Below are 13,286 nucleotides of genomic sequence, written 5' to 3'. Positions count from 1 at the left end.
GAAGACATGTCAGGGATGAGCAGATGAGTTGGTACAACAAGGTGGCATGGAGCGAAGGGCTGTTCCTGCGCCCCCAGCTTTTCCAGCAGCAGGAGCGTTACCTCGAGTACGTGGCGCACCGTCGCGCCGCGACCCTGAACGCCTTCTTCTGGGGCTTCAGCCGCTACACCATCGACCCGGAATCGCTGGCGCTCGGCAAGGTGGTGCTGGCGGCAGCGGCGGGCGTCTTTGCGGACGGCACTCCCTTCGAGGCGCCTGCCCAGGCACCCCTGCCGCCACCGCTCACCATCCGTCCAGAGCATCTGGAGCAGGTCATCCATCTGGGTGTGCCCATCCGCACGCCCAACGGCGAGGAGACCACCTTCGAGGACTCCGCGGACGCGGCAGGCTCGCTGGCGCGCTTCTCCGTCTTCGAGACCGAGCTGCGCGATGCCAACTCCTTCGGCCAGGGGCCGAAGGCCGTGCAGCTGTCGCATCTGCGCCTGCGGCTGCTGCCGGAGCGCGAACTGACCGAGGGGTGGATCGGCCTTCCACTCGCGCGGGTCACGCTGATCCGCTCCGACGGCAGCATCGTCCTGGACGAGAACCTGATCCCGCCCGTCACCGGCTATGGCGCGAGCGCGTTGCTGTCGGACTGGATCACCCATCTGCATGGCCTGTGCCGGCTGCGCGCGCAGTCGCTGGCGGCGCGGCTGACGGCCAGCGACGGCAAGTCGTCCGAAGCGGCCGAGGTGTCCGATTTCCTGCTGCTCCAGATCTTGAACCGCTATGAGCCGCTCCTGGAGCACTGGACGCGGGTGCGGGAGACCTCGCCCGAACAGGTCTATGCCGCGCTGAAGATGATGAGCGGCGAGCTGTCGACGTACATCCGGACGGGCTCGCGACGCCCGCCGCCACACCCGGCCTACCAGCACCTGGATCCCTACCTGTCGCTGCGAAACCTGGTGCTGGACATCCAGGCCCAGTTGAACGACGTCCTGGTGCGCAGTGCCCAGAGCATCCGTCTGGAGGAGCGGCCGCATGGGGTTCGCGTGGCCAGCGTCGATCCCACCCAACTGCAGGACTTCACGGCCCTGGTGTTCGCCGTGTCGGCGCAGATGCCTGCCGACCAGCTGATGGCGCAGTTTGCCGCCCGCTGCAAGGTGGGGCCGAGCGATCGGCTGACGGAGTTGCTGCGCTCGCATCTGCCGGGGATCGCACTGCAGTCGCTGCCGGTGGCGCCGCGCCAGATTCCGTTCAACGCGGGCTTCGTCTATTTCCAGCTCGACAGCCGGGGGCCACTCTGGGAGCACCTGCTCAAGTTCGGCGGGCTTGCCCTTCACCTTGCGGGCGACTTTCCGGGCCTGAGGCTCGAACTGTGGGGAGTGCGAGAGCGGTGAGCCTTGCCTTCCTGCCCTGTCCCGTCTCTGCGCCCAGGGTCCCCGTCGGCCTGGGTGGTGGAGGCCGCGCATGACCACACCCATCACGGCCATGGCCAAGGAGCACGCGGTGCTGTCCGCAGGCGGTGGCGGGATCACCGTCGTCGGCGCCGACATGACCGCGGGCTCGTTCATGGGGGTGGCGTGGACCGGTGTGCGCTTCGTCGACTGCGTGTTTGGCGGCCGTGGCAACGTCGCCTTGGCGGCCATGAGCGATTGCAGCTTCCTGACCTGCCGCTTCCTCAGTGCAGACCACGACTTCGGCGTGATGCAGGGAGTCCGGTTCCGCCAATGCGCCAGCCAGGGCCGCACCATCGTCTGTGGGCGCGATGGCAGCACGGCGGTCGTGTTCGAGCAATGCAGTTTTGCCGGAGGCGGCTCGGCGCCGCAGGATTTCCGGGGCATCGGCTGCACCGGCGAAGTCACCTTCCGCAACTGCATCGGGTCTGGCGAGGTGCTGGTGGCGGGAACGGCACTCACGATGGAAGGCTGCCGCTTCTCCGACATGAGCTTCGCGATCGGGCGGCGTGCCGACCGCGGCACCCCGTTGGCGGCCCGCGTGCTGATCGACGGATGCCAGGGCACGGGCCTCTGGCGGATGGTGGCGTGTCGTATGCAGACCAGCCACATCCAGAACAGCCGGTTCGACCGCATCGTCAACGACGGGTCCGAATGCGAGTCCTGAACGCCGGCTCCCTGGCCGCGAGCCACCGCCCCTTTCCCTTCTTCTCTACAGCCCTGTATGCGTGACGGCGAAATCACAGATCACGAGAGTCCCGAGGCATTGCCCAACGACATGCCCGTCGGCGTCGCCGAAGGCGATCCAAGCGCGGCCCACCTTCGCGTCGCGCCCGGCCCTGCGGCAGCGGAGCGGCTCGCTTGCGTCAAGGCGGCCACGAATCCGTTGCTGGAAGCCGCGCAGCCCCTGTTGCGTGCCCTGGCAGACATGGACACCGACCTCGACCCCACCGCTGTGGGCGTGCTGCGCGACCTCCTGGAGCGGGAGATCGCTGTCTTCCAGTCGCTGTGCAACGACGCGCAGATCCGCCACGAGCATGCCGTCGCCGCAAGCTATGCGCTGTGCACGGCCCTCGACGAAGCCGCCAGCAGTACGCAATGGGGCGGTGCCGAAGCCGGATCTGCGGGCGTGTGGGCCGCCCGGCCGCTGGCGGCGCAATTCCATGGCGACATCCGTGGTGGCGACAAGTTCTTCCTGCTGATCGGCCGGCTGGCCGCGAGCCCGCAGGACCACATCGACCTGCTGGAATTGATGTACCTGGTGCTGGGCCTGGGCTTCGAAGGTCGGTTCAGCACGGCTTCGAACGGGCGCCGGCAACTGGAGGCCATCCGCCACCGCCTTCAGGGCCAGATCACGGCGGTCCGTGGCGAGGTGCCGCAGGCGCTGTCGGCGCAGTGGCGGGGCGGTGCGCCGGGCCGGCTCGGCCTGTTGCGCAGCGTGCCGGTCTGGCTCACCGCCGCCGCGGCCTGCGCCGCCGCGCTGGGTCTTTTCGCCTGGTATCGCTATCAGCTGGACCAGTCCACGCTCGCTGTCGAGAAGAAGATCCGCGCCATCGCCTCCGGGGCGGCCGTCGGGGAAGCCGCCCCGCCGGCGCCGCAGGCCTCGCTGCGGCTGCGGGATCTGCTGGCGGGCGAGATTGCCAAGGGGCTCGTCAGTGTGAGGGAGGACCAGCAGCGCAGTGCAGTGAGTTTCAGCGGCGACGCCATGTTCATGCCGGGACGCGCCACCCTGGATGCGGCGATCCTTCCCGTGCTGAACAAGGTGGCTGACGAGATCGCGCGCGTCCCGGGCAGGGTGCAGGTCACCGGACACACGGACAGCGTGCCCATCCGCAGCCAGGAGTTCGCGAGCAACCAGGCACTCAGCGAGCGCCGGGCCGAGGCCGTGGCCGCCGTGCTGCGGCAGCGAGGCGTCCGGGGCGACCGGATCACCGTGCAGGGCAGGGGTGACACGCTGCCGCTCGCAGACAACCTCACGCCTGCGGGTCGGGCCAAGAACCGCCGGGTCGACATCGTGGTGGACGAGGCGTCGGCCGAAGGCGCGGCCGCGGCGGCCATGCCTGCGCAGGCGAATGGTGGCGGTGGGCGCGTTCCCGGCGCCGACAAGGCCGCCGCGCCGCGTGCGTCTTCCACTGCCGCAGGCATGCCCTGAGCGCCCCACGGAGGTCACCGATGCAAGCCCTCACCCAATTCCTGAAGTTCCTGTTCTCGCGGCAGATGCTGGCCTTCGTCACCGTGGTGGCGCTGGCCTGCGCTATCTGGTTCGTGGGCCCGCTGCTGTCGTTCGATGGTGCGCGGCCGCTCGCTTCCGCCGCTGCGCGCGTGACCGTCATCGTGATGCTGCTGGTGCTGCTCAGCCTGTGGCTGGTCGCATGGCCGCTGAGCCTTGTCGGCATCCCGGCCCTGTGCCTGGCAATCTGGCACCTGGGCCCTCTGCTCGCGGTGGGCCAGGTCGCGCCCCTCGCTTCGACGCAGGTGCGCGTCGTGATCGTGGCCATCATCCTGCTGGCCTACCTGCTCTATGGCGTCTACCGGCTCTGGCAGGCCATGCGCACGGACACGGAGTTCCTGCGCAAGGTGCTGGACTTCGGAAGCGGTGCCCGACGCGAGGCGGTCGCCGCGGAGGAGCTGAAGACAGTGTCCGAGATCGTCGCAAGAGCCCTTCGGCAGTTGCGGACCCTGCGTCTGCGTCGCGGATTCCTTCGCCGGATCTTCGAGGGGCGGCGGTATCTCTACGAACTGCCCTGGTACATGATCGTGGGCAGCGCCGGCGCGGGGAAGACCACCGTTTTGCTCAACTCCGGGCTCCAGTTCCCGGTCTCGCGGCAGATGGGCAATGCGTCCCGGGTCTCCGTGCTCGAGTCGGGCGCCGGCACCCTGAACTGCCAGTGGTGGTTTGCCAACGAGGCGGTGCTCATCGACACCGCCGGCCGCTACACGACCCAGGACAGCGACAAGGGCAAGGACACCGAGGAATGGGCCGGCTTCCTGGCATTGCTGCGCAAGCACCGGCCACGTGCGCCGATCAACGGGGCCATCGTCGCCCTCAGCGTCGCGGAGCTGCGCACGTTCACGCCGGACCAACGCGTGGACCATGCCGCCCTGATCCGTGATCGCCTGCTGGAACTGCGCAGGACGCTGGGCATCCGCTTTCCGGTCTACGTCCTGGTGACCAAGGCCGATCTGCTGCAGGGTTTCGAAGAGTATTTCCTCTCGCTCACCTCGGAGGGGCGTGCCCAGCCTTGGGGCTTTACCTTCCCTGTCGGGGCCGACAAGGTCGACGCCGCGCGGGTGTCGGGGGGCAACCGTCAGTCCGCCATGCGGCTGGCACTGGACGAGCAACTGGACCGTCTGCACGAGCGCCTGTCCGCTGGCTTGCGCGGCCGCCTGATCGAGGAATTCGACACCGGCCATCGCCGGCGTCTGTTCGCGCTGCCGCAGGAGTTCGATGCGCTGCGCGAGCCGCTCGTGCAGGTGCTGGAGGAGGTCTTCCTGGATTCCCGCTTCGACGACACGCAATCCCACGCCATGCTGCGCGGCGTGTACTTCACCAGCGGTGCGCAGGCCAGGACGCCACTGCCACCCCCTGCCGATACGGTGTTCGGCCGCCTCAGGCGGGCGCTGGCCGGCGCCGGGCGGCGTACGTCCATCGATGCCGGAATGGAAGCCGCCACGGGCCACTGGGGCTTCTTCCTGCACGACGTCTTCGCGCGGATCATCATCCCTGAGGCTCATCTCGTCCGCCCCAATCTGCGGTGGGAGCTGCGCTTCCGGCTGCTGCAACTGCTGGGGCATGCGCTGGTGCTGATCGTCCTGGCCTGGCTTGGAACCAGCATGGCGCTGAGCTTCCGGAACAACGGCCAGTACCTGAGCATCATGGCGCAGCGGGTGCAGGCCCTGGCCGCCCAGGGCCTGACCGCGGGGCGGACGGTGGACCCGGCCCAGGTGCCCGCGGTACTGGACGCCGCCCACGCGCTGCCGGCCTATGCGGGACTGGATCTCGACCATCCGCCACTCTCCTTCCAGTTCGGCCTCTACAGCGCACCACCGATCGTGGCGGCGGCGCGCCAGCTCTACGCGGGCCTCCAGGACGACCTGCTGCTTCCCGTGGTGATCGCCCGCATGGAGGATGAACTCTCCCGCAGCGTCCGGGAGCGGGACACCCGCTCCGCCTACGCCACGCTGCGTGCCTACAAGCTCCTCCATGATCCGGAGCGTTACATGCAGGGCGGCGCGCGGGATGTCCGCGAGTGGGTCATGAAGGACTGGGAGCGGCGCGACAGCGATGCCCTCTTCGGCGGGCGTGCCGCGATGGTGGGGCACGTGGACCGGCTGTTCTCCGGCGACCGGCTCGTGCAGTCCGGTGCTGTTCCCAAGGAAGTCCTCATCCGCGACGTCCAGGCCTTCCTCGACGGCAACACGTCGACCCAGCGGGTGTACGAGCGTGCGAAGTCGGCCATGACCACCGAGGCGCCCCAGGAGTTCAGCCTGATCCGCGCGGTTGGGCCGCAGGTCGGCACCGTCTTCTCGCGTGCCGACGGGCAACCGCTCGACCGGGGCGTGCCGGGACTGTTCACCTACGCGGGCTACCACACCGTGTTCAACAAGCGCCTGGGGGCGTTCGTGGATCGGGCACTGCAGGAGGATGCCTGGGTCATGGGCCGTGCCGACGCGGCTGCGACAGCGAAGGCGATGGGCACCGAGGCCGAGCGGATCAGGCAGAACGCCGTGCTCATCGAGGATGTCCGCCGGCAATACCTCAGCGAGTATGCCGAGCGCTGGACGGCCTTCCTCGACTCCATCCGCGTGGTGGGTGCGGGCGAAGGTGGCACCAGTCTTGGCTTCGACCTGGCCGTGCTGCGGCAGCTGTCGTCGCCGGACTCGCCGCTGGCCCGCCTGGCCCGCGCGGCGGCACGCGAGACAACCCTGTCTCGCGTGCTCGACGCCGAGCGGCAGCAGGACAAGAGCCTGCTGGACCGGGCCACCGAGCAGCTCGACCTCAAGACGCGCGAACTGGGCCGCAACCTGGGCATCCGTCCCGAGGAGCGCATGGAGCGCGAAGGGGTCGACGACCGGTTCGCCGCCCTGCGGGAGGTGGTCACCGGCCAAGCCGATGTGTCGGCTGGCGTCGCGCCGGCAGGTGCGGGCCGGCAGGGGCTGGACAGCGTGCTGGGCCTCATCAACGAGTTCTACACCGTCCTGGTGGTCGCAGACACCGCCATCACGGCCGGCAGCCTGCCCCCGACGAGCAACGACGTCGGCGCACGCATGAGACTGGAGGCCGGCAAGTTGCCGGCCCCCTTTCGCGAGGTGCTGAGCGCCCTGGCGCAGAGCGGTGCCGACAAGGTGAACCAGGGGGCCACCGAGATCCTCAGGAAGCAGGCTCAGCAGCAGTTCGACCGGATCATGGGCCTGATGGCGATGCAGGTGACCGAGCCCTGCCGCCGGGGTATCGAGGGACGCTATCCCTTCCTGGCATCCGGGCAGGATGCCTCCATCGAGGACGTGACGGCCGTCTTCGCTGCAGGCGGCGCCGCGGACGCCTTCTTCACCAAGTACCTGGCCGCCTTCGTCGACACGGGTGTGCGCCCCTGGCGATACAAGCCACCGTCGACCGGCAATGCACTCGTCGGGGCCGAGAACGTGGCCAATGGCGTGGCGCCCGCGCCGGCCTCCACGGGCCCGACGCTGGTCGGCGAACTGCTCAAGCTGCTGGAGCAGGGCGGGCCCCGGCTCGACACCTTCTACCGGGCCCAGCAGATCCGCGACCTCTACTTCCGCGAGGGCGACGGCCGGCGGCTGGCCTGGAAGGTCGACGTGCGGGTCGCCGAACTCGAGCCGAGCATCACGGCGCTGATGCTGGACATCGATGGCCAGGGCCAGCGCTACGTGCATGGCCCGGTCGAGCCGCTGCCGGTGAAATGGCCGGGGCCGCGCGGGGGCGCCTCGGCGGAGATCACGGCCCAGCCGAGGATCTCCGCCGCGGGCTCGACCCTGATGGCCCAGGGGCCGTGGGCGCTGCTGCGGCTGATGCAGAAGGGCCGGGTCGTCAACACCGCCACACCCGGCAGGGTGGCCGTGGAGTTCGTGCTCGATGGTCGCAAGGCGGTGCTCGATCTCGGCACCGGCAGCCAGCCGAATCCGCTCAACAGCGATCTGTTCAGCGGGTTCCACTGCCCCGGAGCGATGGGCTGAACATGTTGGCGCACCTCTTCAATGCCCGACCGGTGACGTCGCCGGCCATCTGGGGGCGCCTGCCGGCGCATGCCGACTTCGTGCGCCACGGTGTGCGCCACGGCGAGGCCGAAGGTTGGGAGGCATGGCTGAGGGGCGCACTCGGCCGAGCGTCCTCGCAGCACGAGCCGGATGCCGGCCGGGCCCTGCGTACCTCGATTCCCATCGCGTTCGTGCTGCCGCCGGGGCATGTGCCGTTTGCGCAGGGGCGGTTCGTGCTCGGCGTGATCCTGCCGTCGACCGACCGCGTGGGCAGGCGGCATCCTCTCGTGGTCTACCAGGTGGCGCGCCGGGTCTGGATCGAACGCCATTACGAGCGGCACGTTCATGAGCCCCGGAGCTGGCAGTTTGGGCTGGCGCGGCTTCTGGCCCAGCATGTCCAGGCGCGGGCCGACTGCGAGCTGCGGCAACTGGCGCAGCACGTCGACCGGCTGTGGTGCGAGTTGGGCGACGGTGGCTCCGGAGGCCCGGCAGGCAAGGCCGCGGATGCCCCGGCGGTCCGCGCGCCAGCGCATGGCTTCCACGACCCCGCGGCCGCGCTGCATGGGGTGCGGCACCTGCCATGGTCGGACTGGCCTCGGCGCCTGCAGGGCGTGCGCGGCCACTGCGCCTTCTGGCAGCAGGACGTGGCCGGGCGCTTCGTCAATGCCTCCGAGAACCTTGTATCGCTATGGGAGGGCCGGCATGGACGGCATGGTTGAGGCGCCACCGTTGCGGCTGCGGCTCACGCACAGCCATGGCAGGGCGGCCGATGCCCGCCTGGTCCTGGAGCCGGCCGGCATGGCCGTGGGACGGGTGCTGCAGTGTCTGGGTGAAGACGCGGCCGACCTTGGGTCGCAGGGCGATGGACAGCTCGCCTGGCAGGCCGCGGCGCAGCAGTGGCAACTGAGCCATGGGGGGGCGGGCCTGGCTTTCACCCTCAACGGCCGGCGCCTGGCGCTGGGCGAGACGGTGGCCTTGCGTGCGGGGGACGAGCTCGAGATCGGCCTGGTCCGTCTGGTGGTCGAGGGCGCCGGCATCGCAGGCGTGATGGAGGAGCGCGAACCGCGGGCGTGGCCCGCCGCCGGGCGCCAGGCAGAACCCGAGTTCGACCTGCGGGACCTCGCCGGGACGTCGGTCGCTGGCCCGATGGTCGTCGAGTCCGAACGCGCCACGGAGGACCCCTTCAGTGTCCTGGGTCTGGACGCCGTACGGTCGGCGGCGGTTGAGGACCCGTGGCTGGCGTTGCTCGGATTGGATCCCGGGCCAGTGGGCGCCGTGTCTGCGCCGCCGTCTGCGGCCCAGCCTTCGGCCCGGGCGGCGCAGCCGGGCGTGCCGCTGCTCGAGCAACTGCACGAGGAGTTCGTGCGGGCGGTGCGCGACCCCACCGGGCTCCCAAGGCCTTGGGATTGGCCGGAGACGTCGCCCGACCCGCGGGGGCAGGCGCCCTCGTTCGAGGCCCTGTGCGAGGAAGCCCGGTCCTTTGCCCTGCTGCGCGACATCCTTCAACCCCGGGAGGACATGGACAGGCTCATCGACCAGTTCCCCTCCCTGGGCGAGGGCGACCTGCTGGCCGTGGAGGGTGAACCGGACGTGCTGCGGCTCTTCGCGCCTGAGCTCGTGGCGGGCCTGTCCCCGGGGCTGCCCGACCTGACCCGCCGGGAGCACCATGCCCTGGCCGCAGACAGTGCGGTACGACTGGGCCGCGCGATGAACGGCATCGGCGGCGGCGATGCGGTCCCTCCCAAGGGCGAGCGGCCATGACGGCGCAGGACATGCGCCCCCCATCCGGCGAAGCACCCCAGGCCGGTGCCGTGCCCGCGCCGCAAGCGCGCGGCGAGCTCCGGGCCCCGCGGCTCGGGGCGGAGCCGCCCATGGCCGCGCCGCAGACCCGTGCGCACGAGCGCGGCGAGCGCGCCATGCACCCGGGTGTCCGCCTCACCCGGTTGCCGGCCGAGCGCACCTGGCGCGCCGATGGGCGGCTGCTGCCCACGCTCTTCGACCGGCTGCGCGACGACGCGCCCGGGCGTGCTGCCGGCGCGGGCGCCGAGCACGGCATCACGCCCGCCCAGTTGCGCGACATCGTGCAGCGCGACCTCGGCTACCTGCTCAATACCACCAATGTCGAAGACCTGATCGATCGCCGGCGCCATGAGGCCGCCGCGTCGTCCACCCTCAACTTCGGTGTGCCGGCATTGGCGGGAGGCTATGCGTCCGAGCGGCGCTGGGCCGACATCGAACGGATCATCCGCCGTGCGATCGCCGACTACGAACCGCGCCTGATCCCGCAGACCGTGCAGGTGCGGCCGCTGCTGACCGACGAGGCCCGGGACGCCTACAACGTGCTGCTCTTCGAGATCCACGCCATGATCGATTGCAAGCCCTTTCCGCTGGAGCTGACGGTGCGCAGCTCGCTCGATCTCGAGAACAGCCGGATCGCCGTGCGGCCGGCGGCCCCCGCCCTGGACACCCGGCACCCATGACGGCCACCTGCTGCGTGGCGTGAGGAACCATGGATCCCCAACTGCTCGATTACTACAACCGGGAACTGGTCTACATGCGGGAAACGGCGCGCGAATTCGCGGCGTCGCATCCCAGGATCGCAGGCCGGCTCGGCATGCTCGGCATCGAGGTGGCCGATCCCTATGTGGAGCGCCTGATCGAAGCCTTCTGCTTCATGTCGGCGCGCATGCAGATCAAGCTGGACGCCGAGTTCCCGCGCTTCACCCAGCGGCTGCTGGAGGTGCTCTACCCCAACTATCTGGCGCCCACGCCGTCGATGGCGGTCGCGCAGCTCCACCCCAACTACCAGGAGGGCGATCTTGCGCGTGGCTTCGTGGTGCCCCGGGACACGGCCTTTCACGGACAGGTGCCGGCCGGTGAGGAGACGCCTTGCGAGTTCCGGTCCGGCCAGGATGTCACGCTCTGGCCGATCGAGATCGTGGATGCCCGGCTCACGGGCGCTCCACCGGATCTGCCCGGCCTGGAGCGGCACCTGCCGGCCCATGTGCAGGTGGCCGGTGCGCTCCGACTGCGCCTGAGGACGGCGGGCGATCTGCGCTTCCACGACCTGGCAGGCTTCGACAGCCTGCCGGTGTACCTGTGCGGCGACCCGTCGGTCGCATCGCATCTGTTCGAGCTGCTGCACACGTCGGCCGTGGCGTCGTTCACCGGGGCGCCGGGCCAGTTGCTGGTGCGGCCCCATGCGGTCACGTCCCAGGCCCTGGTCCAACATGGGCTGGAGCCCGGACAGGGCCTGCTGCCGCTCGAATGGCGCAGCTTCCACGGCCACAACCTGCTGCACGAGTATTTCGCCTGTCCGGAGCGCTTCTACTTCTTCTCGCTGGCGGGGCTCGGGCCGGGCGTGAGGCAGGTGGCGCACAACGAGCTGGAGATCGTCGTGCTGCTGAGCCGGCCGCCCGGCGCGCTGGCGGCTGTGGTGGACAAGGGGCAGTTCGCGCTCTTCTGCACGCCGGTGGCCAACCTCTTCGAGCGCCGCACCGACCGGCTCGAGATGAATGCCGCCCAGCCCGAGTTCCATGTGGTGCCCGATCGCTCGCGGCCGCTCGATTTCGAGGTCTACGCCATCCGGTCCGTCGAAGGCCACCAGGCCCGCACCACGGCCGGTGTGGAGTTCCGGCCGCTCTACCAGAGCCTCAACGAGGACGAAGGCAACCTCGGCCGTTACTTCAGCGTCCGCCGCGAGGCGCGCACCGCGTCGGACACGGCGCGCCGCTACGGCACGCGCACCCCTTACGTCGGCACCGAAGTGTTCATCTCGCTCGTCGACCAGAACGAGGCGCCCTATCCCGAGGCCATCCGCTACCTGTCGCTGCGGGCGCTGCTCACCAACCGCGACCTGCCGGCACTCATGCCACGCAACGGCCGCGCGGATCTGCGCGTGGCTGATTCCATTCCGGTGGAGGCGGTGGGACTGATCCGTGCGCCGAGCCTGCCCAAGCCGCCGTTCGCGGAGCGTGAGCTCGCGTGGCGGCTGGTGCGGCAGCTCAACTTCAACCATCTGCCGCTGGCGGACATCGGCCATCGTCCGGGGGCGCAGGGCCTGCGGGACCTGCTGCGGCTGTTCGTGAACGGCGCGGACGAGTCGCAGCTGCGCCAGATCGACAGCCTGGTGGGCTCGCGCATCGAGCCGGTGACCCGCCGCCTGCCCGGCAGCGGTCCGCTGGTGTACGGGCGTGGCGTGCAGTGCACCCTGACCGTGGACGAGCAGGGCTTCTCGGGCGCCAGCCCCTACCTGTTCGGGCTGGTGCTGGAGCAGTACCTGGCGCGGCACGTCAGCATCAACGTCTTCACGCAGACCCGTCTGGAGTCGATGCAGCGCGGCCTGGTGGCACAGTGGCCGGTGCGCATGGGCGGCCGCGGCATCGTCTAGGCACATGGCTGAAGCGACCGACCAGGAGCCGGCAACCGGCATGGGACAGCAACCCGCCGCGGCCCGTGCCCATGCCTTGCTGGAGGCCCTGAGCCGCCAGCCCTGGAAGTTCGGTTTCCTGCCGCTGCTTCGGCGCCTGGGGGCCCTGCATCCGGCGCTGCCCCGCATCGGCCATGCGCAACGGCCACAGCAGGAGCCGGTGCGGTTGGGCCAGCGCGCCTCGCTGGCCTTTGCGCCGCGCGAGATCGCCGAAGCCGTGCTGCCGGCACGTGCCACGGCGGCGCCCTATGCGAGCGCCCATCCGCGACGGGGCAACAACCCGGCGCTGCCCGCCGTGCGTGTCTTCGGCCTGGGCCTGCTGGGGCCCAACGGTCCGCTGCCCCTGCACTACACCGAGATCGTGCGCGAGCGCTGGGAGAACCTCGGCGACCCGACGCTGGCGGACTTCCTCGATCTGTTCCACCACCGTTACCTGAGCCTGGTCTACCGCGCCTGGGCCGAAGGGCAGTCGGCGGCCGGGCTCGACCGGCCGGACGACGAGCGCTTCAGCCGGTACGTGGCGTGGCTCACCGGGCATGAACTGGGGGAGATCCAGCACGGACCGTTGCCTGTGCATGCGCGGCTCTCGGCGGCCCCGCACCTGGCCGGCGGCACCCGCCACCCGGCGGGGCTGGCGGCGACCCTGGCCCATTTCTTCAAGGTGCATGTCGAGCTCCAGGAGTTCGTGATGCACTGGATCGACATCGAGAAGCCGGACTGCAGTCGGCTTGGCCAGGCCAACGAGGCCGCACTGCTGGGCCAGGGCGCCATCGCTGGCGAGAAAGTGCCCGACCGCCAGAACAAGTTCCGGCTGGTGATCGGCCCCCTGTCGTTGCAGCAGTACCTGCGCTTCACGCCGGGAGGGGCCGACCTGCCGGTGCTGATCGAGTGGGTGCGCGGCTTCGTCGGCTTCGAGTTCGCCTGGGAGGTCGAGCTGCGCGTCCTGCGTGACAGCGCCCCACCCGCCCGGCTGGAAGAAGGCGAGCGCCTGGGCTGGACGACCTGGCTGGGCCTTGCCGGCATGCCCGCGCCGTCCACCGGCGCGGCGGGTCCCGACCATGACGCATCCCCGCCGCGGGGCCGGCCGCGCGTGGCATCCCGTGCCGGGCCCGAGAAGGACCACGCCGTGGGAATGATCTTCGAGCCCGAACGCTACCTCCCGGCCTGACCGACGCCGCCTCATTTCTACGTTCTTCCGTTTCCTT

Annotated in this window: 9 protein-coding genes; all 9 read left to right on the top strand. The window is 70.2% G+C overall.

Going from position 1 to position 13,286, the window contains the following annotated elements:
- The first annotated feature begins 23 nt into the window (after nt 1–23).
- The 9 genes from tssK (at nt 24) to tssG (ending at nt 13,249) form a co-directional block, all read left to right on the top strand.
- On the top strand, nt 24–1,379 hold the full coding sequence (tssK, locus tag KBC94_RS11290; protein WP_294370050.1) for a type VI secretion system baseplate subunit TssK: 1,356 nt from the start codon (nt 24–26) through the stop codon (nt 1,377–1,379).
- Between the two features lie 70 nt (nt 1,380–1,449).
- Entirely contained in the window at nt 1,450–2,103 is a 654-nt protein-coding gene (locus KBC94_RS11285; RefSeq protein ID WP_294370048.1) for a hypothetical protein, read from the top strand.
- A 111-nt stretch (nt 2,104–2,214) separates the two neighbouring features.
- Complete coding sequence (tssL, locus tag KBC94_RS11280; protein WP_294370046.1) at nt 2,215–3,588, top strand: type VI secretion system protein TssL, long form; 1,374 nt, start codon at nt 2,215–2,217, stop codon at nt 3,586–3,588.
- Between the two features lie 20 nt (nt 3,589–3,608).
- Nucleotides 3,609–7,631, top strand: coding sequence for a type VI secretion system membrane subunit TssM (gene tssM / locus KBC94_RS11275; RefSeq protein ID WP_294370045.1), 4,023 nt, complete (start codon nt 3,609–3,611; stop codon nt 7,629–7,631).
- A gap of 2 nt (nt 7,632–7,633) precedes the next feature.
- Complete coding sequence (tagF, locus tag KBC94_RS11270) at nt 7,634–8,371, top strand: type VI secretion system-associated protein TagF (protein ID WP_294370043.1); 738 nt, start codon at nt 7,634–7,636, stop codon at nt 8,369–8,371.
- Complete coding sequence (locus tag KBC94_RS11265) at nt 8,355–9,413, top strand: TagK domain-containing protein (RefSeq protein ID WP_294370041.1); 1,059 nt, start codon at nt 8,355–8,357, stop codon at nt 9,411–9,413. The genes tagF and KBC94_RS11265 overlap by 17 nt, the downstream gene beginning before the upstream one ends.
- A 110-nt stretch (nt 9,414–9,523) precedes the next feature.
- On the top strand, nt 9,524–10,132 hold the full coding sequence (gene tssE, locus KBC94_RS11260; protein ID WP_294370039.1) for a type VI secretion system baseplate subunit TssE: 609 nt from the start codon (nt 9,524–9,526) through the stop codon (nt 10,130–10,132).
- A 29-nt stretch (nt 10,133–10,161) separates the two neighbouring features.
- Complete coding sequence (gene tssF / locus KBC94_RS11255; protein WP_294370037.1) at nt 10,162–12,042, top strand: type VI secretion system baseplate subunit TssF; 1,881 nt, start codon at nt 10,162–10,164, stop codon at nt 12,040–12,042.
- 40 nt (nt 12,043–12,082) lie between these two features.
- Entirely contained in the window at nt 12,083–13,249 is a 1,167-nt protein-coding gene (gene tssG / locus KBC94_RS11250) for a type VI secretion system baseplate subunit TssG (protein WP_294370036.1), read from the top strand.
- The last annotated feature ends 37 nt before the right edge of the window (nt 13,250–13,286 follow it).

Origin of the sequence: Pseudacidovorax sp. (assembly GCF_017991995.1) — a bacterium.
In the GTDB taxonomy this organism is placed as follows: Bacteria; Pseudomonadota; Gammaproteobacteria; order Burkholderiales; family Burkholderiaceae_C; genus Xenophilus.
Note: the sequence above shows the minus strand (reverse complement) of the source record. Positions and strands in the feature narration are given on the sequence as shown.